26 protein-coding genes are annotated in these 20,610 nt (G+C 69.0%); 10 read left to right on the top strand and 16 right to left on the bottom strand.

Translation table 11 applies throughout. The features are described 5' to 3' along the window. Window positions 1-114: 114 nt before the first annotated feature. Together LR393_RS32370 and LR393_RS32365 are read right to left on the bottom strand one after the other, a co-directional pair. Window positions 115-345 carry a hypothetical protein gene (locus LR393_RS32370; RefSeq protein WP_231489019.1) on the bottom strand — a complete coding sequence of 77 codons (231 nt, stop codon included), beginning with the start codon at window positions 343-345 and terminating at the stop codon, window positions 115-117. Between the two features lie 260 nt (window positions 346-605). Continuing rightward, complete coding sequence (locus LR393_RS32365; RefSeq protein ID WP_231489018.1) at window positions 606-821, bottom strand: hypothetical protein; 216 nt, start codon at window positions 819-821, stop codon at window positions 606-608. 108 nt (window positions 822-929) lie between these two features. On the opposite strand from LR393_RS32365, the gene LR393_RS32360 reads away from it, so the two are divergent. Continuing rightward, window positions 930-1,541 carry a GNAT family N-acetyltransferase gene (locus LR393_RS32360; protein ID WP_231489017.1) on the top strand — a complete coding sequence of 204 codons (612 nt, stop codon included), beginning with the start codon at window positions 930-932 and terminating at the stop codon, window positions 1,539-1,541. Here the strand turns inward: LR393_RS32360 and LR393_RS32355 are convergent. Then, window positions 1,452-1,781, bottom strand: a complete 330-nt coding sequence (locus tag LR393_RS32355; RefSeq protein WP_231489016.1) for a nucleoside triphosphate pyrophosphohydrolase family protein — start codon at window positions 1,779-1,781, stop codon at window positions 1,452-1,454. The two genes, LR393_RS32360 and LR393_RS32355, sit on opposite strands and share 90 nt — an antisense overlap. Window positions 1,782-1,857: 76 nt before the next feature. Between LR393_RS32355 and LR393_RS32350 the strand changes: the two genes are divergently transcribed. Beyond that, a complete protein-coding gene (locus tag LR393_RS32350) occupies window positions 1,858-2,409 on the top strand; it encodes a GNAT family N-acetyltransferase (RefSeq protein ID WP_231489015.1) in 552 nt (183 codons plus the stop codon). Between the two features lie 18 nt (window positions 2,410-2,427). On the opposite strand, the gene LR393_RS32345 is transcribed toward LR393_RS32350, so the two are convergent. Continuing rightward, window positions 2,428-3,276: a phosphotransferase family protein gene (locus LR393_RS32345; RefSeq protein WP_231489014.1), complete on the bottom strand. Its 849-nt coding sequence runs from the start codon at window positions 3,274-3,276 to the stop codon at window positions 2,428-2,430. Between the two features lie 45 nt (window positions 3,277-3,321). On the opposite strand from LR393_RS32345, the gene LR393_RS32340 reads away from it, so the two are divergent. Continuing rightward, window positions 3,322-3,894: an NUDIX hydrolase gene (locus LR393_RS32340; protein WP_231489013.1), complete on the top strand. Its 573-nt coding sequence runs from the start codon at window positions 3,322-3,324 to the stop codon at window positions 3,892-3,894. A gap of 5 nt (window positions 3,895-3,899) precedes the next feature. On the opposite strand, the gene LR393_RS32335 is transcribed toward LR393_RS32340, so the two are convergent. Together LR393_RS32335 and LR393_RS32330 are read right to left on the bottom strand one after the other, a co-directional pair. Then, window positions 3,900-4,346 (bottom strand): hypothetical protein, encoded by a 447-nt coding sequence (locus tag LR393_RS32335; RefSeq protein ID WP_231489012.1) that lies wholly within the window; start codon window positions 4,344-4,346, stop codon window positions 3,900-3,902. A gap of 141 nt (window positions 4,347-4,487) precedes the next feature. After that, complete coding sequence (locus LR393_RS32330) at window positions 4,488-5,369, bottom strand: class I SAM-dependent methyltransferase (RefSeq protein ID WP_231489011.1); 882 nt, start codon at window positions 5,367-5,369, stop codon at window positions 4,488-4,490. 479 nt (window positions 5,370-5,848) lie between these two features. On the opposite strand from LR393_RS32330, the gene LR393_RS32325 reads away from it, so the two are divergent. Continuing rightward, window positions 5,849-6,862, top strand: coding sequence for a site-specific integrase (locus LR393_RS32325; protein ID WP_231489010.1), 1,014 nt, complete (start codon window positions 5,849-5,851; stop codon window positions 6,860-6,862). A 264-nt stretch (window positions 6,863-7,126) separates the two neighbouring features. Here the strand turns inward: LR393_RS32325 and LR393_RS36790 are convergent, their stop codons facing one another. After that, window positions 7,127-8,071: a GNAT family N-acetyltransferase gene (locus LR393_RS36790; protein WP_231489009.1), complete on the bottom strand. Its 945-nt coding sequence runs from the start codon at window positions 8,069-8,071 to the stop codon at window positions 7,127-7,129. 83 nt (window positions 8,072-8,154) lie between these two features. Between LR393_RS36790 and LR393_RS32315 the strand changes: the two genes are divergently transcribed. Continuing rightward, entirely contained in the window at window positions 8,155-8,802 is a 648-nt protein-coding gene (locus LR393_RS32315; RefSeq protein WP_231489008.1) for a hypothetical protein, read from the top strand. Window positions 8,803-8,810: 8 nt separating this feature from the next. On the opposite strand, the gene LR393_RS32310 is transcribed toward LR393_RS32315, so the two are convergent. After that, on the bottom strand, window positions 8,811-9,746 hold the full coding sequence (locus LR393_RS32310) for a LysR family transcriptional regulator (protein ID WP_231489007.1): 936 nt from the start codon (window positions 9,744-9,746) through the stop codon (window positions 8,811-8,813). 70 nt (window positions 9,747-9,816) lie between these two features. On the opposite strand from LR393_RS32310, the gene LR393_RS32305 reads away from it, so the two are divergent. Further along, entirely contained in the window at window positions 9,817-11,070 is a 1,254-nt protein-coding gene (locus LR393_RS32305) for an MFS transporter (protein WP_231489006.1), read from the top strand. On the opposite strand, the gene LR393_RS32300 is transcribed toward LR393_RS32305, so the two are convergent. Next, window positions 11,067-11,546, bottom strand: coding sequence for a GNAT family N-acetyltransferase (locus tag LR393_RS32300; protein ID WP_345718642.1), 480 nt, complete (start codon window positions 11,544-11,546; stop codon window positions 11,067-11,069). The two genes, LR393_RS32305 and LR393_RS32300, sit on opposite strands and share 4 nt — an antisense overlap. 59 nt (window positions 11,547-11,605) lie before the next feature. Here LR393_RS32300 and LR393_RS32295 point away from each other — a divergent pair, with 59 nt between their 5' ends. Continuing rightward, window positions 11,606-11,869 (top strand): hypothetical protein, encoded by a 264-nt coding sequence (locus LR393_RS32295; protein ID WP_231489004.1) that lies wholly within the window; start codon window positions 11,606-11,608, stop codon window positions 11,867-11,869. 45 nt (window positions 11,870-11,914) lie between these two features. On the opposite strand, the gene LR393_RS32290 is transcribed toward LR393_RS32295, so the two are convergent. The 3 genes from LR393_RS32290 to LR393_RS35970 all read right to left on the bottom strand — a co-directional run bounded on the left by LR393_RS32290 (window position 11,915) and on the right by LR393_RS35970 (window position 13,865). Further along, entirely contained in the window at window positions 11,915-12,148 is a 234-nt protein-coding gene (locus tag LR393_RS32290; RefSeq protein WP_231489003.1) for a DUF397 domain-containing protein, read from the bottom strand. A gap of 95 nt (window positions 12,149-12,243) precedes the next feature. Continuing rightward, a complete protein-coding gene (locus tag LR393_RS32285) occupies window positions 12,244-12,531 on the bottom strand; it encodes a hypothetical protein (protein ID WP_231489002.1) in 288 nt (95 codons plus the stop codon). Window positions 12,532-12,845: 314 nt separating this feature from the next. After that, complete coding sequence (locus LR393_RS35970) at window positions 12,846-13,865, bottom strand: DUF1996 domain-containing protein (RefSeq protein ID WP_269328237.1); 1,020 nt, start codon at window positions 13,863-13,865, stop codon at window positions 12,846-12,848. A gap of 148 nt (window positions 13,866-14,013) precedes the next feature. Here LR393_RS35970 and LR393_RS32270 point away from each other — a divergent pair, with 148 nt between their 5' ends. From LR393_RS32270 to LR393_RS36785, 3 genes are all read left to right on the top strand, one after another. Next, entirely contained in the window at window positions 14,014-15,276 is a 1,263-nt protein-coding gene (locus LR393_RS32270) for a sensor histidine kinase (protein ID WP_231489001.1), read from the top strand. Then, entirely contained in the window at window positions 15,273-15,902 is a 630-nt protein-coding gene (locus LR393_RS32265; RefSeq protein ID WP_231489000.1) for a response regulator, read from the top strand. Before LR393_RS32270 ends, LR393_RS32265 begins: the two co-directional genes overlap by 4 nt. A gap of 263 nt (window positions 15,903-16,165) precedes the next feature. Further along, entirely contained in the window at window positions 16,166-17,311 is a 1,146-nt protein-coding gene (locus LR393_RS36785) for a DUF1996 domain-containing protein (RefSeq protein ID WP_407937372.1), read from the top strand. A 72-nt stretch (window positions 17,312-17,383) separates the two neighbouring features. Here the strand turns inward: LR393_RS36785 and LR393_RS32255 are convergent, their stop codons facing one another. From LR393_RS32255 to LR393_RS32240, 4 genes are all read right to left on the bottom strand, one after another. Then, window positions 17,384-17,839 carry a GNAT family N-acetyltransferase gene (locus LR393_RS32255; RefSeq protein ID WP_269328242.1) on the bottom strand — a complete coding sequence of 152 codons (456 nt, stop codon included), beginning with the start codon at window positions 17,837-17,839 and terminating at the stop codon, window positions 17,384-17,386. Window positions 17,840-18,011: 172 nt separating this feature from the next. Then, window positions 18,012-18,998 (bottom strand): class I mannose-6-phosphate isomerase, encoded by a 987-nt coding sequence (locus LR393_RS32250; RefSeq protein ID WP_231488997.1) that lies wholly within the window; start codon window positions 18,996-18,998, stop codon window positions 18,012-18,014. Further along, complete coding sequence (locus LR393_RS32245; protein ID WP_231488996.1) at window positions 18,986-20,242, bottom strand: ADP-dependent glucokinase/phosphofructokinase; 1,257 nt, start codon at window positions 20,240-20,242, stop codon at window positions 18,986-18,988. The genes LR393_RS32250 and LR393_RS32245 overlap by 13 nt, the downstream gene beginning before the upstream one ends. A 1-nt stretch (window position 20,243) precedes the next feature. Then, on the bottom strand, window positions 20,244-20,610 hold a 367-nt coding region (locus LR393_RS32240; RefSeq protein ID WP_231488995.1), incomplete at its 5' end, for a class II fructose-bisphosphate aldolase.

The raw sequence follows: 20,610 nt of genomic DNA, 5'->3' as shown, positions 1-20,610 counted from the left end.
TGACCCGGCCGGCGGAGCTCGTCCGGGCCACCACGTGGATACACGAGGCCAGCCCAGACGTTCGGCCCGTACCTGGGCTGGCCAGTCCTGGAGGTACTCGACAGCGAGGAACCCTCAGCCACCGACCGGTACTGCGGGCTGCACTGGAAGACCCGCACGATCATCCAGCGAGCATCCGGCCAGGCCTGCGCCTGGCTCGACGACGAACTCACCGACGACGAACTCACCGACGCCGACCAGGAATGGATCGACCAGCATCACGGCCGGGCCGCGCTGCTGCTGGGGACCGACCCGCACGTCGGACCCACTGACATCGACATCGACCAGGTCACCACCTGGGTCCACAGTTGCCCGTAACCCCTTCCGAGCCCTGCTCCCCCAACGCCGATAATGAACATTATGACATTTCGAGTTGAGAAGGGGACCTCCCCGCACGCCCGGCACAGATAACTTCGCCGCCCACCGCGCCCTGACTAACATTGCCGTCGCCGAGGAGACGGCCTCTGTTGACCTGGGCTCCGGCCCTTACCGGACGCCCGTCCCGTCCACCATCGCCTCAGCATGCTGGAGCCTGCAAGGATCGCCTCGGGGTAACGCCTCGACCCTCAGATCGTCAGGCCGGTCTTCTCCAGAATCAGCCGGGCCGCGCTGTTCCGGGCCACGTCCTTGCTCGAATCAGACAACGGCTCCGCGATGGTCACCGAGCCCTGCGGTCCGAAGACCTTCATCTTGCCCACACCGGCGCGTTCCACCTCGCCGCCCGCCTTCTTAATCTTCTTGACCAGGTCCCGAGCAGCGGAGGAGCGCCAGCGTTCAGCCATGACCACAGCTTAGGTGCATCGTCGGGGACCCGATCCGGCACCTACTCCCCCGTCCGCCGACATCCGAAGATCACCGATTCGTCCTCTGTGCACTATTAATGTGATCCCATGGCGGACCCGGTGCTCTGGCCACCCACGCCGATCCGCACGCAGCGATTGGTACTGCGGGAATCACAGGCCCGTGATCGCACAGCCTTCATCGAGCTCTTCGCGTGCCCCAAGGTGGGTACTTATCTGGGCGGGCCGCAATCACCCGAGGAACTCGCCCGCACACCGGATGCCCCCGGACGACGCCCGGGAGTGTTCGTCGTCGATCTCGACGGGGTGATGATCGGCCTGGTCATGCTGGAGAGACGCTCGATCGGTCCCGAAGACCGCGTGCGGCCGGCGCCCGGAGAGGTCGACCTCGGCTACCTCTTCCAACCCGCGTCCTGGGGACACGGGTACGCGGCCGAAGCATGTGCCGCCGCCCTGGACTGGTTCACGGTGGCGTACCCGGACGAAGCGGTGGTGTTGTGCACCCAGACCGCCAACGACCGGTCGATGCGACTGGCCGCGAAACTGGGATTCATCGAGGTACAGCGATACCCGAAATTCGGTGCCGAGCAATGGTTCGGGATCAGGCCGCCCTCACCGGTTGTCCCCCGCACCACCCAGCACACCCCGGTTCTGGCGATCGGCCAACTTGGCGAGATTGCCGACCGCGATGTCGTCCAGTGACAGGTCCAGGTAGTCCGCGAGCACAGCCACGTACCACAGCACGTCACCCAGTTCCTTGGCCAGGTCGTCCCGGTCGATCCGCGACTCGTCGCTGTCCAGGTCCCGTACCCACTTCTTGAACTTCTCGGCGATCTCCCCCGACTCACCCACCAGACCGAGCACCAGGTGCAGCAACTCGTTCTTCTTCTCCCGCGACGCCGCCGTCCGCAGGGCACCACGCTGATACGCGTCCAGGTCCATGGTCGAGCAGTATTCGGCACATGCTCAGGATTTAACGGCAAGACACCACCACCGCCCTCCTGCCAAGGTGAACGCCGTGAGCAACACCGAACCAGAGACCCTCAGCTTCCGCGGCGACAAGGCCGGCCTACGCGCCCGCCGCGCCAGCGACGCACTGATCCTGCACAACGAACTCCACCACGACCCCATCGACCGCTCCCGCGCCAGCGGCCGGGCCTGGGCGCCGATCGCCGCCGACAACCCCGACGACTCCCCCTTCGCCCCCCTCAAACCCGACTCACCCCACGTCGTCTTCTCCATCATCGACCTCGCCACCGGAGAGCTCGCCGGAGACGTCGGCCTCTGGGGCATCGACCTGCACAACCGCAACAGCCAGGTCGGCCTCGTCCTACGCCCCTCATTCCGCGGTCGCGGCCTGGGCACCGATACCGTCCGCCTCATCAGCCACTACGCCTTCACCACCCGCGGCCTGCACCGACTCGCGATCCACACGCTCGCCGACAACCACGCCATGATCAAGACCGCGCTCGCCGCCGGCTTCACCCAGGAAGGCACCCTGCGCCAGAACGCCTGGGTCAACGGCACCTACCTCGACGAAGTCATCCTCGGCCGCATCACACCCCTGTAACCACCCACAGCGGGGGCCCTACATCTCCAGGGCCTCCGCAATCATCCGCAACCCCTGCCGCTCAAACCCCTCATCTCCCACCTGATGAGCCCACACCGCCGTCCCGATCGCCTCCCGCACACAGTGACGCCCCCACGCCCCCGAATCCCCCGGGCGCTCGCCGTACCCCTCGAAGAACGCCACCTCCAACTCCGGCCGTCCCCGGAACTGCTGCGCCGACAACCGCGCGAAATCCGTCAACGCAGGCCGCAGATCAGCCCGACCAAAATCGATGACGCCCACCACCCCGTCCTCGACCACCCAGTTGCGCGGCTGCCAGTCACCATGCGTCGGAACCACCACAACAGAGGACGACGCCGGCCACCCAGCGATCACCTCCCGCAAACGCGCCAGAGAATCCGCGTCAATACGGTGCGGCTGATCCAGCCACCACAACGCCCGCGCCCTCGTCCGCGCCTCGAAATCCTCATCCACCGTCGAGAACTGACCGTGGAAAACCGCCAGCAACTCCCCCGCCTGCCGATACGTCCCCGCCCGGAACTCATGCCCCGTCCCCTCCACCAGCACACCCGGCAGAAACCGCGTCACCAACACCTTCGCCCCGGCATCCGCCCACACCAGACCCGGCGCCCGCCCCCGCACCGACCACACCGCCACCCACTCCCCGTGCGCCCGAACCTCCCGCGCCAGTTGACGATCCAGCCCATCACCGGCCTTCACCACGTAGCGCTCGCCACCGTGCACGACCTCGAGCACCGTCGTGCCCACCAAGCCCCAACTGAGGTCCCGCACTATCTCAGCACCCGGCAGCCACGAGGCCACGAGATCGCGCTGCCGCTCGTCCAGCTTCCCGAAACCTGACGTCACAGCGCGAGGATAAGACTGTCGGTGGTCCCTGGCACGATCCTCGCCATGGACCCGGCAGCCCTCAAGACCCAGATCACCGACCTCGTCGAAGCCCTGACCCCGCACGACGAACTCGGCCTCACCCACCAGGCCACTACCCGAGAATGGCTGGCCGGCACCGACGACATCTACCGCCGCGCCAAACCCCGCACGCCCTCACCCCACCTGGTCACATACGTCCTGCTCATCGACCGTCAGGCCGACAGCGTCCTGCTCTGCGACCACCGCCTGGCCGGCCTCTGGCTCCCTGTCGGCGGCCACGTCGAACCCGCCGAGCACCCCTACGACACCGTCCGGCGCGAAACCACCGAAGAACTCGGCATCACCGCGACCCCCGACCCCGTCACGGGCCCGGCCCCGTTCTTCCTCACCGTTACCGAGACCCGCGACACCCCCGACCGCCGCCACACCGACGTCAGCCTCTGGTTCGCCCTCACCGGCCGCATCGACCAGCACCTGACCCCCGACCCCGGCGAGTTCGCCGAAGTCCGCTGGTGGAAGCCCTCACAGATCCGCGCCGAAGACCCCGCCGCCTTCGACCCGCACCTGAGCCGTGCCCTCGCGAGCCTGGCCCTGTGAGCCGGTCACCACGAGATCATCCACCCCGCGCTGCTCTCCCAGTCGTCGCAGGCATGCTCCCGGAAGTGCGCCGTCTCTTCGACCATCTCTACCTCCACCTCGCGCTTCGGGTCGTACTTCTCCCACCACACCTGACCCGGCTTCAATCCGTTCAGCGTCTCCTGACTGAAAGAGGCCCTGACCGACCAGTCCTGGTTCTCCGACCAGCCGCCCAAGTCGTAGGTGGCATCCTCCAGAACCCCTTCGAAGGGGTGCCTGACCGTCCATTCCGACCCCGGGGACGCCAACGGCACCTCCGCCGAACCCTTCACCGGCGTCGTGGCATCCAACTGGGCCAGCGTCACGAAATCGTCCTCGCCCTCGTCCAGATACAGCCGCAGTTTATTGACGCTTCCCTCGCACAGCGCGACCACCGCGACCGGAGCACCGTCCTCGTCCACGCTCACGCCCATGTACCCAGCGTCCGCCGGCGAACACCCCGTCAGACACACCAACAGCCCACCGGCCACCAGAAGACGCCGAGCCCCCACAAAGATCATGACCGCTAGTGTGCAACCCGTTCACCGACGAAATAAGGCTGTTCGAGTAACGATTCAGCGAGACTCGACCTGGGGCGGAACCGCCGCGGACACGGCACCGGAAAACACCGCCTTCTGCACGACGTACCTGGCCGTCACCCGGAACCCCGTCGAATCCTCATTCGCGTCCGAGAACAACCGCACCAGTCGATCCCGGGCCTCCGGCCAGCGCCCACCGGCCTCCAGCGCCGGCCGTGCCCGCACCCACATCGGATGATGCGCCAGCTCCCCGTCCACGAACGCCTCAACCGACGCATCGACGAACGCCAGAGCATGATCCCGAGTCGTCACCGAGAACCCGAGCGGTCCCAGAAGCCCGGCCAGCGCGTCCCGGTCGTGCCACGCGAACAACGCCAACGGCCGCCGAACCGGCCCATCGACCCAACCGCGCTCGCCGCCGTGCTCAGCCTCGTCACCAGGCGCAACGTCGTCGGCCCGAACCGCGTCCAGCAACTCCTGCCGGACCCTCGCCTGCCCGGCCAGCGCACCTTCCCGCAGCCAGGCCGACAGAACCAGCCGGCCACCGGGCCGCAACACCCGGGCCACCTCTCGCCCGGCAGCCTCGGCGTCCGGGGCGAAGATGATGCCGAACGAAGAGACCACCGCATCCACGCTCGCATCCGGCAGAGGAATGTCCGCCCCCTCCCCCGCCATGAAGGTCACCGGCAGAGCACGAGCTTCGGCCTCGGCCCGGGCAACCTCGAGCAGCCGCGGCGACGGATCCACTCCGACAACGCTCGCTCCCGACCCCGCCACCAAGAGCGCCGCAGTGCCGGTCCCGCATCCGACATCAACCACGCGCTCCCCCGCACGAGGAGCCAGTTCAGCAACGATTTCCCTTGCTGCGGAGAGCAATTGGGGTGCAATACGCTCGTACGCCCCGGCATCCCATGTCATGGCCAGAAGCCTAGAGCTTTGGTCGTCGGTGCGAATTTGTCGCCGCAGGCGATGGGAAGTTCAGCGGGAAATTTCGCTCAAAGCCTGTTATCAAAACAGGCTAGCTCTTGGAGACCCGGCACCAGCAGGCCGAGCGAGTAGAGGAAAGCTACACCAGACGACCTACCGGCAAACACCCCCGCCCACCGCACGGGCACGCCTAGACGCCGGGCTGCTGCACGCGTCTGTTCGCACTGCTGCCGAAGACCGAAGCACCCTTCCGACCAGAGGCATTGACGAGTCCACCCCCACCTTCGTTCGTGCTCATGCGAAGTCTTCCGGGGAGACTTCGCATGAGCACGAACGAGATAGTCGGATGCCCTTCGCGACGTTGCACCCACTCCCTCTTGGCCACCCGACTTCCCGAGCCCCTTTCGTCTATTGCTTGTCGGGTTTCTATATTTTTATTTTCAGAGCACGAGCCTGTTATCATCCATAGAATGCAGGCTAGGACGGCGATCCAGTCATATCTCGGCATTCTCGAACGCTCCGGAGCATCGCGATCCACTCGCCGGCAGCGGGAGTGGGCACTGAACCAGGCCCTCACCGCTGCCGCCCTGCACCGCATCCACGGTGATGTCCCCACCGAGGAGCAGGTCCGCGACACCCTCCCCGAGCAGGTCTTCGCTGCTGGTCAGCGCATCGACGTCACCGAGATCATCGGTGAGGACTTCGCCGGCTGGTTCCTTCCCTGGGCCGCCACCGGCATCCTCGCCCAGACTCAGGGCGCCGCCCGCAGCCAGGCCGCCTCCCGTGCCCGGGCCGCAGCTCTGCGCGCTCTGGCTCTGGCACAGGGCAGTACTCCCATCACGCACACCGAACCCGCCGTTCAGCTGCGCACCCCCACCCCCATGAATGCACGCGCCCTGCGCCAGGTCGCCTTCGGGCTGGTGGCCATCGACCCACCCTCCAAGGCCGCGATACGCCTCAGCGCCATGCTCGCCATCATGATCACCACTCCCCTGCGCCCCATCGACCTGTGCGACATGACGCTCGAAGACGTCCGCATCGGCACCGACGGCAGCGTCTCGATCCCCGCACTCCCCCTGCCTCCCGACGTCCCCGCCCCCGCCGGGTACACCGGCCGCGCCCTGATGGAACCCGCCCTCGGCCACCTGCTCGAGAGCTGGATCGAGACCCGTCAGATCCTGGTGTCGAAGCTGCAGGGCTCCGCCCCGAAGACCCTCTGGGTCTCGGTGCGCGCCTCCCCCACCGACGACGGAACCATCCGCCCCGCCGGCCTCCCCCTCCACCCCCGCGGACTGGAACGCAGCTACGTCGGCCAGGCCAAGAACTTCAACGCCGAACTGCGCGCCGGCTCCCGTGGCTCGCTCCCCCTCGGCCGCGACGGCGTACCGGTCAGCCACCTGCCCCTGTCCTTCGATCACCTGCGCCGATCCCTGCTCACCCTCGAAGAGGGAGCCCAGGTCCCACTTTCGGGTCCGGGCCGGTAATTGAGGACGACGTCGAGCCCTGCGCCTCCGGGCGGGGTTGCGCTGTTGTTGAATTGCGAAGCAATAGCCTGTTATCACTTCAAGATCGTGTCATGGGCGCTTCCGCGCCGACGGGGAAGGTTTGCATGATCACGAACTAGGTGGGGTGGCCACCACCGTTCGCCGGGCGCCCTCTCGCTCCTTCGTTCGTGATCATGCAAAACCTCCCCGGGGAGGTTTTGCATGATCACGAACAGGAAGGTGGCCAACCCCTCCCCTCCCCCATCAGGCCGATGCCCTCGGCGCCTCGAGCAGCAGACGGATCTCGGTGACCCGGTACCCGGCCCGGTCAAAGGCCCGCGCCATCGGGACGTTGGTCAGATCGGTGGTCGCGGTGATGTATTCGCTTCCCTGGCTCGCATGGAACCGGGTGATCTCAGCGAGCAGATCATGGACGAACCCCTGCCCCCGGTGAGCCGGGACCACACCGAGGTAGCCGACATTGCGGTGGTAGGGCGTCGCCGAGGGCACGATGAAGCCCACCGGCTCCCCCGCGGCGGTGGTGGCAGCGCGCCACCAGTCCCGTTCACCGGGGCACCCGACGTAGAACTCGAAGTCGTCGCGGGCCTGGGCGGCCGGCGTCATGACGGCCAGCGCCCGGCGGGTACCGATGTCGAGGCTGCCGACCGCCGCCCGTTCGAAGAGGTCGAGGAACTCCTGGTCGGTACCGGGGCGCATGCGCAGACGAGGAGTCGGAGCGGGTTGACCGGCGGCAGGCTCCCAGACGTAGCGGAATCGTTCCACCGGTTCGGTCAGGGCGGCCGCGGCGGCTGCGTGCAGACGCCAGTCGACGGCGTCCCGCACAGCCGGATCATTACGCCAGTGTGCGGGCAGGGTCAGCTGGTAAGCGGGGGGCGGGGCTGACCCGACGAGCTCGCGATGCGCCGATACCAGCAGGTCAGCCGCGACACCGGCGCGATCCGGAACGCGTTCCAGCAGGTGTAGGCAGTCCAGGGCCAGGGGTGCCGGGCTGTCGGAACGTCCCCACCAGAGGGCACGGCCGAGCAGCGTGCCGTCCTGGTCGAGCACGAGCCGGATCCAGGGCCATCGCAGGCGCCCGGCGGCGAGTTCGTCCCGCAGACGCTGGGGGCCGATGGTGGCGACGGCGGGATCGGGGGGAAAGGCGAGCAGGGCGTCGAGGTCGGCCGGGGTGGCGGAACGGATGTGCACGCTCCTGGATAGTTCACGGCAGCGGTGGCGGCAAACGATTAATGGCTGTTGCCACGCCCTCGTCGCTGCCAGCATGGAGCTTCGTGACTGACATCGTGAACCGTTACGACACCACCTTCCTCGATGCCCTGCCCCCGGTGGCCCAGCTGATCGCCGAGCCGGCGCTCGCCGACCGCTGGGACCAGGAGAGCGCGCTGGCCAAGATGTCGGTGGGGGCACTGGCCTGTCACCTGAACCGGCAGGTGACGGTCGCGCATCAGCTCCTGACCACGCCCACCGGCTTCCCGGTACTGAGCGGTGGCGCCGATGAGCACTACGCGCGGGCGGTGTGGGTGACGACGACCTCTCCCGACGACCCCGAGAACGACCGCAGCAGTTACGACGAAGAGGCGCGTTGGGGCGTCCACCATTTGAGGGAGACCACCGCGACCGCCGCCCGCGAGGTGACCACCCTGCTGACGGGCGATGCCGTAGGCGAGCTGGCGGGCCTGCCGTGGCAGGGGTGGGCGCTGCGGCGGGACGCATTTCTGCTGACGCGCATGCTGGAGGTGGTGGTACATGCCGATGACCTGGCGCTGAGCATCGGGGTGGCGACGCCGGAGTTCACGGCGGGGGTGTTCGAGCCGGTGGTGGAGCTGCTGGCCCGTCTGGCGGCCCGCCGGCACGGTCAGTCGGCGGTGATCGGTGCACTGGCCCGCCGGGAGCGGCAGAGGGGCGTGTCTGCGTTCTGAAGGTTTTCCTAGGCCGGGTGTTCGGGCAGCCAGGTGCGGTCCCAGGCGACGACGTCGATGAGGGCTGCGAGGGCGGGGCTTCGGGGGCCGGTGGCGCGCCAGGAGGCGGTGAGTTCGCGGGTGGCGCGGTGGTCGTCGATGGGGATCTCGATGAGGTCGGGGGTGGGTCCGAGTGGGGGGACGATGGCGACGCCGAGGCCGGCGGCGACGAGCCCGCGGAGGGTGAGAACGTCTTCGCCTTCGAAGGCGGTGGCCACCCGCACTCCGGCCTCGCGCAGGAGGGTGTCGGTGATGGCGCGCAGTCCGTAGGCGGGGGCCAGGGCGAGGGTGGTTTCGCCGTCGAGTTCGGCCAGGCGGATGGTTTTTCGGTGGGCGTAGCGGTGGTTGGGGGCGACCGCGAGGACGAGGTGTTCGGTGTAGAGGCTGACGGTGAGGACGTTTTCGGTGGGGTCGGGAGGTGGGGAGACCAGGACGAGGTCGGCTCCGGCGTCGAATTCGGCGAGGCAGTAGGCGCGACCTCCCTGGCGCAGGTCGACGCGGGTGCCGGGGCGGCGGTCGACGAGGGTCTTGACGAGGGCGGGGACCACGGCGCGACCGAGGGAGTTCTGGAAGACGATCGAGACGCGGTTGGCGCGGCGGGCTTCGTCGTCGCGGATCTGGGTGACGGCTTCGGTGACGAGGTCGAGGGCGCGACGGGTGGTGGTGGCGAATTCGGCACCGGCGGCGGTGAGGCGGACGCCGCGCCCGTCCCGGTCGATGAGGGCGCAGCCGAGGTGGTGCTCGAGACGGGCGAGGCCGCGGCTGACCGTGGACTGGGGGACGCCGAGTTCGTCGGCGGCCGCGGAGATGCCGCCGGTGTCGACCAGGGCGGTGAGCAGGGGCAGGGCGGCGAGGATCCGGCGGAGCTGCGCGGGGTCGGGTGGCGGCTCATCGAGATGATGCATGCATTGATGCTATGCGTTGCGCTCATTCATGCATTTGAGCTAGGTCAGGGCCGCCCATAGCGTCCGGAGCGTGAAGACTTCTCCTGCCGGCGTGCTGATGGATGGACCGTCGAGCGTTCTGATCACCGAGTTCTGGGAGGGTCACGCGGAGGGTTCCCGGGAGTACCGGCGCATCCTTCTGGCCCTGTTGTCGGCGGGGGTGGCGTGCTTCGCCGCGTTGTACGCGCCGCAGGGTGCCCTGCCGCTGGTGGCGGCGGATCTGCACATCTCGGAGGCGCGCTCGGCGTTGCTGGTGTCGTCGGGGACGATCGGTCTGGCGATCGGGGTACTGCCCTGGTCGTGGGTGGCGGACCGGATCGGGCGGCTGACCGCGATGCGGGTGGCGATGCTGGCGGCGGCGGTGTTCGGGCTGGCGTGGACGGTGTTTCCCTCGTTCGAGGGGATGATCGTGCTGCGGGTGCTGCAGGGGGTGGCGCTGGGTGGGATCCCGGGGCTGGCGATCACGTATCTGCACGACGAGATCCGGCCGTCGCAGGCGGCGGTGGCAGCGGCCACGTACGTCTCGGGCACGACGCTCGGGGGCATCAGCGGGCGGATCATCTCGGGGCCGGCCGGTGAGCTGTGGGGATGGCGCTGGGGTGTGGGGCTGGCCTGGGTGGTGGCGGCGCTGGCGTCGGTGCTGTTCGTGGTGCTGGCGCCCCCGGCGCGGGGTTTCGTGCGGGACACGCACACGCGGGTGCGGGATGTCGCGCATCACGTGCGGGTGAATCTGCGTGACCCGGGGATGGTGACGTTGTACGCGCAGGCGTTCCTGCTGATGGGCGGGTTCGTCGCGGTCTACAACTATCTGGGTTTCCGGTTGCAGGCGGCGCCTTTCGGGCTGAGCGCGGCGGTGACGTCGTTGCTGTTCCTGGCCTATCTGTCGGGCACGGTGTGCTCGCGGCAGGCCGGGCGGATCGTGGGGCGGTTCGGCCGGGGCCGGGTGCTGGCGTTCATGTCCGGGGTGATGGCGGTGGGAGTGCTGCTGACGCTGGCGGGGAACCTGGCGGTGATCATCGTCGGGCTGGTGACGCTGACCGGTGGGTTCTTCGGTGCGCACGCGATCGCCTCGGGCTGGGTGGGCGCCCGGGCCCGGACCGGGCGGGCTCAGGCGGCCTCGTTGTACAACCTCTTCTACTACCTGGGGTCGAGCGTGGTCGGATGGGCCGGCGGGATGTTCTTCGCCGCCGGGGGCTGGGCCGGCCTGGCGGCGCTGGTGGTCGGGCTGGTGCTCGTGGCCCAGGTACTGCGGGTGGCCGCGGCCCGTCACCTGCGGGAGAGCTAGAGCGGCCGCACCCAGCGCGACCATTCCTCCTGCAGTCGGTAACCCCTTGCCCACCAGGCACTCTGGGCAGGGATGTTGTCATCGAGCACCATCGCGTCGGAGCGGGTACCGCCCAGGGCGCGGAAGCGCTGCTCGGCCGCGTCGATGAGGGCGGTCGCAAGGCCCTGGCGGCGGTGGGTGGGAGCAACGGCCAGGCGGTAGAGGTGGCAGCGCCAGCCGTCGAAGCCGGCGACGACCGTGCCGACGAGATGGTCGTGGGCATCCACGGCAAGGATCAGGGCATCCGGGTCGCGGGTGATGAGGTTCTGCACGGCCGTGCCGGAATCGTCCGGCCGGGCGGCGTTCTCAGCGGCGGTACGCCAGAACTCGAGCAGGGCGGGCACGTCGTCGGGGGTGGCTTTCCGGAGCGTGAACACGGGAACGACCCTACGGCGAAACCGCTCTGACGTTTGAGACCCGGAAAAGGATGCCTGGATCCAGGTCACGATTTGGTCAACTGCCGGACACCGGGCGTCGACGCTTCTAGCCTCGACAGATGCCAGGTTTCCCGTTCGACGTCACGCCCCGGGTGGGCCGTGCCGGGCGGGTGGCCTTCCAGGAGACCGGGTTCCCGCCCGGCAGCGGGCAGCACGAAATTCTTCTTGGCACACCCCGTGAGTGTGCATGTTCGGGTGTTTCCGGTTCGGAGTACTCGGCCTGGGCGGTCGGTGTGCGTTCAGGGCACGCGGCCGTCCGCCTCGCCTCCGCGCCTCGCCCCGTCCCGGCGATGCGTGCAGACCAGGTACTCGTCACCTACTGAGGTGGTGCCAGGGCTCGCGAGAACCCCGGGTACGACGGAAGCGGTTCAGGCTCCCCGCATCTCGCCGGCTGCGATGCCGTCGAGGAACGCCGACCATTCGTCGTTGCCGAAGCTGAGCACCGGCCCGAGCCCCTTGGCCTTGGTGTCGCGCACGGCCACGCCACCGCCGGCGCGGAACGCGATCTCGACGCAGTTGCCGTTCACGGCGCTGAACGAGGACTTCCTCCAGTCCAGGGAATCGTCGTCGTTACTCAGCAGGTTGACCTCGGTTGCGGACATGACCGCTCTCCCATCAATCGGTTCATCGGTGGTCCTGGTGGCCGCCCGTTCTCGTCGATCGGGACAGCCGGGCGGTAAGACACCCGGTCGCGCATTCAGTTCCGGGTGAGGTGCGACAGATCTGTGAGTACGAGAGGCTGGTCGACGACCTCCGGGCGGACGGTGAGCAGTGTCCGCCCTTGCTGAACGGTGAATTCCACCCGTCCCCACCGGCCCGGCTCCCGTAGGGAACCCCGGCGGGCCAGCCAGCCCCGCAGTTCCTCGACCGGGATGTGCGCGTGCCGCACATCGCAGTACCAGACATCGACGCTCGAGCCGTCACCGCTGCGGGAAAGGGTCACGACGGACTGCTCCCCGGTGGTGGTGACGATGTCGATATCCATCCCGTTACTCCTCGTAGTTAATCGGTCAGTATCCGCAGCGCCGGTGACGCGGATACCGCCACCTCTCGACAGCTACGAAAGATAGCCTCCATTCCACGAAAAAGCCCAGTTCAGCCGTTCAGTCGAGGTGTCGTGACGATCAGTGGGCCGACCATTTCCCACAGCGATCAAGAGATTGCAGCAATCGATGTAAAGATTGCACTGTGTGATGCTCATATCGCCACTCAATTTCGGGGAAGGCCGATCTGGGCCTCCGCGCACCGCGAGCGCGTCCTTCTGCTCGCCACGGCCGGCCTGGTCGTGCCGGCGGGGGGTCAGTTCGGTGTGCCGTTCTCCCCGCAGTGCTCTCCTGCGTTGATGCAGTCGCGGACGAGGGCTCTGAGGACCTTGGGCTGCCATCCGCTGACGACCCCGAATCCGTAGTCGCCGCCTGAGATCCGTACGGGCGCGGTCACGTCGATCGGGTAGACGACGCGTACCAGCAGGGTCGGGATGACGACGGGATGGCTGGCGGGGCATCCTTCCCCGGAGGCCCAGGCCAGGTGTGAGCGGTGTCCGGGGACGTCCAGGTGGCGTCCGTCCCAGCATCCGGGGGCGGCGATCCAGGCGATCAGTTTGTCGCCGTCGTGGCAGGTGGAGGCTTTTGGTGGGGCGGGTGCGTCGTAGTCGGTGCAGGCCCAGGTGACCGAGCTGTCGGCCGCTGAGGAGGGGGCGGCGCCGGTGCCTCCGGCGAGGATCCGTAGTCCGGCCGGGATGAGCTGCACGCTGGTGTAGTCGCGCACCACGCCCTTGTGGAGGACCTGGAACGATTCCGGTTCGATGCGCCGGCCGCTCTGTAGCAGGGACGGTACCCAGTAGGTCGAGCGGTCGCCGGGGTTCAGGCACGAGGACGCTGCTGTCGGGACCTTTCCCGGGGCTGCGGGTGCTGTGGCGGTGCTGCCGAACACGTCGTAGTGGGTGCCGGTGGGGGCCAGTCCGGTGACGGGGGCGTGGGTGGTGGTGCGTACGGGGGCGCAGACGCTGGGGAATTCCTGGTAGACGGCGCGGGGTGGGGTGTGTGGCGGGCGGGCCTTCACGGCGGGGCGCACGAGGTAGGGGGTGGGGGTGTGGGTCGGGGGCGGGGTCGGTGTGGGGGTTGCCGGGGTGGTGGGTGTGGGCGAGATGGTGGACGTGCTTCTCGCCTGCGGGGTCGGTGTTGCCTGGGGTGCGGGGTCGTGTCCGGGCTGGATGAGTACGGGCACGACGGCGGCCACGCCCACGAAGATCGCCAGCAGGACGACCGCGATCGCCATCTGGCGCGCGCTCCATTCGCCCCAGCCACCTGGCACCCGCATCCCCTGTTCCTCCCGTTCGAGCTCAGTGCCCGGCGTCTGTGTCACGCATCTGCGTCGCGACCCGTTGCGTCCCCTTGCTGGTTCGTGATCGGGCCAGGGGGGTTCACGGGCGTGGGGCACTACCGGCGCGTCACCCTATGCTGCCCGCATGAACGGCCTGTCCCCCTCCCGTCGCCGGGCCCGTGAGCTCGTGGAGCCGCAGCACTGGGTCAGTGGTGCGACCGAGAGTGTGGCGGGGCTCTGCCAGTTCGTGCTGCTGCTGCGGCTGGGTGCCACGCTGATGCTGGTCGTGGCGGCTGTCCTGATCGAGCCCGATCCGCGGACCCTGCTGCTGGGCACGCTGGTCGCGGGCACGGTAACCGCCGCCGAGCTGGCTGTTCTGGTGCGGCACCCGGTGGCGGTCGTGCGGTGGCCGGTGTTCGTGCTGGTGGAGCTGGTGGCCGGCGCGGCGATCGCCGGGCTGATGGAGGGTGGGCCGGTGTTCTTCTCGTTCTCCTGCGGGTCGGCGGCCGTGTTCGGGGTGGCTGCCGGGTTGCGGGCCTGGCCGGTCTGGGTGGTGCAGACGGTCGCCGCGTACGCGGTGGTGGCCTGGATCATCCGCGCCGACGACGTTCCCGCCACGCTGGCGGTGTACCTGACCGGCGTCCCCACGCTCTACGTCCTGGTCGGTCTGGCTTCTGCGACCGCCCGGGCCGCCGTGATCCGGCACGTGAACCTGGCGCGTTCGGCGCTGGAGGCGATCGAGCGTTCCGCGGTCGCGGCCGAGCGCACGCGGGTGGCGCGGGAACTGCACGACTCGGTCGAGAAGACCCTGCGGGGGCTGTCGTTCGCGGCCACGTCGCTGCCCCAGGCGGTGCAGCAGCGTCCGCAGCTGGCCGCGGAGCTGGCCCGGACGGTGGCCGAGGGGGCGCGCACGGCGGCGGACGAGGCGCGGGAGCTGCTGGGCATGCTGCGCGCCGACGATCTGGACGCCAGCCTGGCTCAGGCCATCGAGCGGGCCTGTCAGGAGTGGGCGGTCAGGACCGGTCTGCGGGCCGACACCGATCTGGCTGACGTCGAGGCGGCCCTGCCGGTGCGGCACGAGGTGCTGCGGATCGTGCGGGAGGCCCTGGGCAATGTGGCCCGCCACTCCGGTGCCGCCCACGCCTGGATCGACCTGGTGCGGGAGGGCAGCACTCTGCGTCTGACGATTCGCGACGACGGTCACGGGTTCACCGTTCCCGGTGATCTGAACCATCTGTCGGCCGCCGGGCACTACGGCGTGGTCGGCATGGCGGAGCGGGCCCGGCAGATCGGTGGGCGCCTGCGGGTCTTCTCCGGCGACGACCTGGGGGCCGTCGGTGGTACTCAGGTGGTGTTGTGGGCACCGGCTGGAGCGATGGCACCGATGTCTGACAGGGTCCGCACATGACGATCCGGGTCGCGGTGGTCGACGACAACCCGATGGTGCGCGCGGGCCTGCGGGCCATGCTCGAGCTCGGCGGCCTCGACGTGATCGCGGAGGCCGGTGACGGGCGTGCCGCGGTGGAGGTCGTGACCCGTTACCGGCCCGACGTCACCCTGCTGGATCACCGGATGCCGGTCGCCGACGGCCTGCAGGTGCTCTCCCACCTGGCTGACCTGACCCGGGTGCTGCTGCTGACCTCCGACGACAGCGACGCCGTCATCGCAGCGGCCCTGGCCCAGGGCGCCAGCGGGTTCCTCAGCCACAACTCCCTGGGCGGCGACGAACTCCTGCGCGCCGTGCGCGCCGTGGCCGCCGGTGAGGGCTGGCTGGCCCCGGTCGCGGCCGCCGTCGCCGTGCGCCAGCTGCGCGGGCGCGCCGAACGGGAGTCCGCCGCCCGCATCCGCTTCGATCTCACCCGCCGCGAGCGCGAGCTGATGGACCTGCTGATCAAGGGCATGACGAACGGGGAGATCGCCGCGTACCTGGTGCTGTCGGAGAAGACGGTGAAGAACCATCTGAACCATGTGTACGCGAAGCTCGGGGTGCGGCACCGTACCGAGGCCGTGGCCCGCTGGCAGGGAGAGGTCTGAGGGGGCCTACGGAACTGGGCCCGGGTCGTCCTTCATGTGGGACCCGGGACCGGCGAGCGCGCAGCTGCTGCACAGCCAGACTTCGGAGCGTCCGCACGAAGGCGTCTCGAAGGGAACCGCGAACAGTGAAACGACGCTATACGGTGGCGGGGAGTGTGGCCGGGGCCGCGCTCGTGGGAGTGCTGGTCGCCGTGTCCAGCGGCGTTCCCGCGTTCAGCGCCCAGAACACCTCCGGGCACCACTCGGTGAACGGCATGGCCGGGATGAAGGGCCACCACAGCGCGGCGACCGCCACGACCTCCGCCGCCCCGGTCCCGGCGGAGCCCACCGCGACGGAGCCCACCGCGACGAAGCCCGCCGACCAGGCTCCCCCCGGCGTGAGTGATGACGACGGGCCGGACGCGACGGCGAGCGCCGACCCGTCCGCGCCCACGGCGACGCCGGATGCCCCGAACGACCACAACATGCCCGGTATGACCGCGCAGCCGGCGTACGGGCCGAACCTCGACCCGGGTGAGTCCGACACGGTCTCCCCGGCGGTGAAGGGCATCGCGCCGCAGCAGAGCTTCAATCCGGGCCCGGATGTCTCCACGCACCACGAGTTCCAGGCCAACTGCTACATGAGTCATCACGCGGCCAACGACCCGATCGTGTTCCCGGGGATGACCGGGGCCTCGCACCTGCACACGTTCATGGGTTCCAGCACCACGGACGCGGACACCACGACGACGTCGCTGCAGTCGGGCAAGACCAGCTGCATCACCCCGGGCGACAAGTCCGGGTACTGGCACCCCTCGGTCCTCAACGGCGACAAGCTCGTGACGACCGCGTACAAGCAGACGATCTACTACAAGTCCGGGGTCTCGGACTACCGCACGGTGCAGGCGTTTCCCCGGGGCCTGCGGTACGTGGTGGGCAGCCCGACCCAGACCAGGGAAGAGTTCGAGAACCACCCGGGCACGGTGGAGGGCTGGGAGTGCGGCGACAGCGCCGACAACTTCGAGATTCCTGACCACTGCGCCGAGGGCAGCTATCTGAACATCCGGATGCAGGCCCCCAGCTGCTGGGACGGCGTGCACCTGGATTCGGCCGACCACAAGAGCCACATGGCCTACCCGGTGTACGAGAACTACCGCAAGGTCTGCCCGTCCTCGCACCCGGTCGCCGTGCCGATGGTCGAGTTCAAGATGGCCTTCAATGTCTCCGGTGACATGAGTAAGGTGCACCTGTCCAGCGGCACCGACTGGAGCTGGCACTACGACTTCTTCAACGGCTGGGACGCCCCCACCCTGTCCGCCCTGGTCAAGCACTGCATCAACGGTGGACTGCAGTGCGACCCGCGCGGTTTCGACCTCTACAAGCCCGAGCGCGGCGCGGCGCTGAACCAGAACTACGAACTCGCGAGCTGACCCCTCGCACCGTAGGCCCCGGTCGTCCCTACCCTCCAGGGACGGCCGGGGCTCTTGCGCGCTTCCGGCTGTCTAGAGTTGCAGGCTGAAGTACGCGCTGTTCGGGTCGTTCGTGTAGTCGGCGAACGGGTCGGCCTGCACGAACCCGTACCGCGCGTACAGGCTGCGGGCCGGCTCGAAGAAGTCCTCGCTGCCGGTCTCGAGGCTGATGCGCTTGTACCCGGCCTCCCGCGCCTCGTTCACGGCGTGCCGCAGCAGCTGCCCGGCAATCCCCTGCCGCAAGCGTGCCGGCAGCGTTCGCATCGACTTCAGCTCCACGTGGTCGTCGTCCAGGCGCTTCAGCGCCACGCACCCGACCACCTCGTCGCCGTCCCGCGCTGCCCAGAACGAGATCGCGGGCGCCCGCAACGCCTCGACGTCCAGCGCGTGCACGCTCTCGGGCGGTGACACCTCCCGCATCTGCGCCACATGCCCCTCCAGCAGTGCGATCACCTGCGGATCGGAGAGGTCGTCCAGCGATATCACCAGTTCAGCCACGCCGGACATGGTGTCAGACAGCGAATGGTGGACGCCCGACCGCCCGGTCCCGCGGTGGGCACCGAGGCGGTCGACCCGTCCGGATCGCGGCCATGGCCCTCGTCTGCCCTCACCATCGTGGGCAGGCCGTGCGCCAGGACGGCACGGCCTGCCCACGATGACCTCAGGACGGGGGCCGGCACACCAGGAGCTCGGCCTCGCCCTGCACCCGCAGCTCCCCCGCCGCGTACGGCACGACCGTGGTGCTGCCCGCCACCAGTCGCGTCATCGTCCCGGCCGAGAGATCCACCGCCCCCGACAGCACCACCAGCACCGCGAATCCCGGGCTCAGCACGGCCGAACCCGCCACCCGCACGCGCTCGATGACGAAGTACTCCCCCGCCGCCTCCGGCAGCACCTGCTCACCGACCCCGGCCGGACCCACCAGCAGCGCGATCTCCTCGATCGTGCGGGCCGTGCGTTCCACCGCCCGCAGAGCCACCGCAAAGCCCAGGCCCAGATGCCCGTCGCGAGCACCGTCGAGCTCGAAACCCTTCCATTCCAGCAGGATCGACAGGTCTTCGGGTTCCTGGACCTCGACCAGGAACACGCCCTCACCGATCGCGTGCAGCACTCCCGGCGGCACATACACCACGTCCCCGCGGTGCACCTCGACCCGGTGCAGCAATTCCAGCAGGGCCTCGGTGTCCTGTCCCCGCACCAGCGCGGCCAGCTCGTCGGCGCCGATGTCCTCGCGCAGTCCCAGGTGCACCACGCCGCCGGTCAGGATGTACCAGGCCTCCGCCTTGCCGTGCGCGCGTCCCAGATGACCGGCCGCGAACGACCCGTGAGGGTGGGCGTGCACCGGGAGCCGCTGACCGGCGTCCAAAAGCTTGACCAGCAGTTTCGTGTCGGCACCGAACGCCTGCACGTGCGCCGGGCCCAGCCATCCGAGCGGGTCGGCCGCCACCGCCCCCGCCAGCGAGCGCCCGTCCGGCAGCGTGCTGCGGCCCAGGGCGGGTTCCCCGAACAACGTGGTGGTGGAGGCCACCCAGTCTTCCGGTTCGCGCGCGGGGGCGGGGCCGGGCTCACCCCGGAAGGAGACGATGCCCGCCCCGCCGCGGTAGAAGCGCTCGGGGGGCCGGTTCGAGGGAAGCTCTACGACGTCCATACGTTCGCTCTCTCCCGGAGAACCGCCGACAGGAACCCACCCACGAAAGTGTCGCCCAGACCGACCGTGGTCGGCACCCCGGTCTCCAGCGCCCAGGCGGCACGACAGCGCAGCACCGCACCCGACAGGGCCGCCAGCGCCTCCAGCTCATTCGCGAACGAGGCCGACCGTTCCCGCCGGGGCAGTGCGGCCACGGCCGACATCTGCTCGTCGGTGAACGTGTCACCGTGCAGGTAGCGCACACTGGCCATCAGCATCCCGGCCTCCAGCGCGCCCACGTACTGCGGGGCCTGTGACCCCAGCGCCGCCGACCAGTACTTCGTGTGCACCACCAGCACCGGTGCCGGGATCAGCCGGTGCAGCTCGCCCAGCGCGGCACCGACCTCGGGCGCGGACTGCAGATCCACCGCACGCCCCAGGTAGGCCTGCATCTCGTCCTCGTTCAGGCCGTACACGTCGACCCGGCCCAGTACCGCCTCCCGCACCCGGGCCCGGAACACCGGCTCGTGGAACGCGGCGTCCTCGTAGTAGACGAACGCGCCGGTCGGCAGCCGTTCCATGTCCCGGTGCATCGTGCCCAGGCGCGCATCCAGCAGATCGGCCTCGCGCACCGCGTTGAACCCGCTGATGAGGAACAACCGCGCATCGGCCAGCAACGCCCCGAGCTCGTCGCTGAGCAGCAGTTCCTCGTTGGCCACGTCGTTCACGTAGATCAGCCGGTTCGGGAACGGCGCCACCAGGTCGATGTCCCCGGCCCGCACCCGCAGCCCGGCCTCGTACTGCACGATCAGGTGCGGGTAGAGGCTGTCGTGCGGGGAACTGCACACGTAATCGGTGCTCGCCGGCAACAGCCGGCGGAAATGCTCGTTCATCGTCACCAGGTGCAGCGTCGAGGCCAGGCCCAGACGATCGAGGGTGAACCCGGCCCGCACCGACGTGCCGCCCAGCGCCACACAGCGGGGGAAACGGGCCGCGAAACTCTCCAGCGCCGCGGGTGAGGCCACGAAGTGCTCCCCTCCGCCGCCACGCCGGAGGTACCGCAGCACCGACACCAGCAGGTCCCGCTCATCCGTGATCGAGGCGACCACCGGCGTCCCCTGATCCTGATGCTCCGGATACCCCTGATGCTCCAGGTCCGCGACCCGCACCCCGTGCTCCCGCACGAGCCGCTCCAGGCCACGGGAGGTGAGCCTGATCTCGTAGTCCACACAGCCCCCCAGGCCCAGAACGACTCGGGAGGTCATCTCAGTACAGCTTCGCCTTGCCGGCCGCGTCGAACAGCTCGATCTTGTGCGCGGCCACCTCCTTCAGGGCGTCGATGCACGGCGGCTGGATGCTGTTGGGCTCCCGAAGCCCCTTCTCCAGCAGCACTTCCCGCATCTTGTTGTGGTAGACGACCTTGATGTCGCTGGAGATGTTGATCTTGTTGACGCCCAGCTTCACGGCCTGCGCGATCTCGTCGTCGGGATTGCCCGAGCCACCGTGCAGCACCAGCGGGATCCCGACCGCCGCCTTGATCTTCTTCAGCAGGTCAAGCTTCAGCTCCGGCTTCAGGGTCGGCGGGTACAGGCCGTGGTACGTACCGATCGCCACCGCCAGGCTGTCCACCCCG

Source organism: Kineosporia mesophila (genome assembly GCF_021129235.1).
GTDB classification, from domain to species: domain Bacteria; phylum Actinomycetota; class Actinomycetes; order Actinomycetales; family Kineosporiaceae; genus Kineosporia; species Kineosporia mesophila.
The sequence above is the reverse complement of the archived record's forward strand: the minus strand, read 5'-3'. Positions and strand labels throughout refer to the sequence as shown.

What these genes read in the sequence shown, in the direction of transcription:
- LR393_RS32365 (WP_231489018.1), bottom strand. Translation starts at nt 821, where the DNA reads ATGGCTGAACGCTGGCGCTCCTCCGCTGCTCGGGACCTGGTCAAGAAG.
- LR393_RS32360 (WP_231489017.1), top strand. Translation starts at nt 930, where the DNA reads ATGGCGGACCCGGTGCTCTGGCCACCCACGCCGATCCGCACGCAGCGA.
- LR393_RS32355 (WP_231489016.1), bottom strand. Translation starts at nt 1,781, where the DNA reads ATGGACCTGGACGCGTATCAGCGTGGTGCCCTGCGGACGGCGGCGTCG.
- LR393_RS32340 (WP_231489013.1), top strand. Translation starts at nt 3,322, where the DNA reads ATGGACCCGGCAGCCCTCAAGACCCAGATCACCGACCTCGTCGAAGCC.
- LR393_RS32335 (WP_231489012.1), bottom strand. Translation starts at nt 4,346, where the DNA reads ATGGGCGTGAGCGTGGACGAGGACGGTGCTCCGGTCGCGGTGGTCGCG.
- LR393_RS32330 (WP_231489011.1), bottom strand. Translation starts at nt 5,369, where the DNA reads ATGACATGGGATGCCGGGGCGTACGAGCGTATTGCACCCCAATTGCTC.
- LR393_RS32325 (WP_231489010.1), top strand. Translation starts at nt 5,849, where the DNA reads ATGCAGGCTAGGACGGCGATCCAGTCATATCTCGGCATTCTCGAACGC.
- LR393_RS32310 (WP_231489007.1), bottom strand. Translation starts at nt 9,746, where the DNA reads ATGCATCATCTCGATGAGCCGCCACCCGACCCCGCGCAGCTCCGCCGG.
- LR393_RS32295 (WP_231489004.1), top strand. Translation starts at nt 11,606, where the DNA reads ATGCCAGGTTTCCCGTTCGACGTCACGCCCCGGGTGGGCCGTGCCGGG.
- LR393_RS32290 (WP_231489003.1), bottom strand. Translation starts at nt 12,148, where the DNA reads ATGTCCGCAACCGAGGTCAACCTGCTGAGTAACGACGACGATTCCCTG.
- LR393_RS32285 (WP_231489002.1), bottom strand. Translation starts at nt 12,531, where the DNA reads ATGGATATCGACATCGTCACCACCACCGGGGAGCAGTCCGTCGTGACC.
- LR393_RS35970 (WP_269328237.1), bottom strand. Translation starts at nt 13,865, where the DNA reads ATGCGGGTGCCAGGTGGCTGGGGCGAATGGAGCGCGCGCCAGATGGCG.
- LR393_RS32270 (WP_231489001.1), top strand. Translation starts at nt 14,014, where the DNA reads ATGAACGGCCTGTCCCCCTCCCGTCGCCGGGCCCGTGAGCTCGTGGAG.
- LR393_RS32265 (WP_231489000.1), top strand. Translation starts at nt 15,273, where the DNA reads ATGACGATCCGGGTCGCGGTGGTCGACGACAACCCGATGGTGCGCGCG.
- LR393_RS36785 (WP_407937372.1), top strand. Translation starts at nt 16,166, where the DNA reads ATGAAGGGCCACCACAGCGCGGCGACCGCCACGACCTCCGCCGCCCCG.
- LR393_RS32250 (WP_231488997.1), bottom strand. Translation starts at nt 18,998, where the DNA reads ATGGACGTCGTAGAGCTTCCCTCGAACCGGCCCCCCGAGCGCTTCTAC.
- LR393_RS32245 (WP_231488996.1), bottom strand. Translation starts at nt 20,242, where the DNA reads ATGACCTCCCGAGTCGTTCTGGGCCTGGGGGGCTGTGTGGACTACGAG.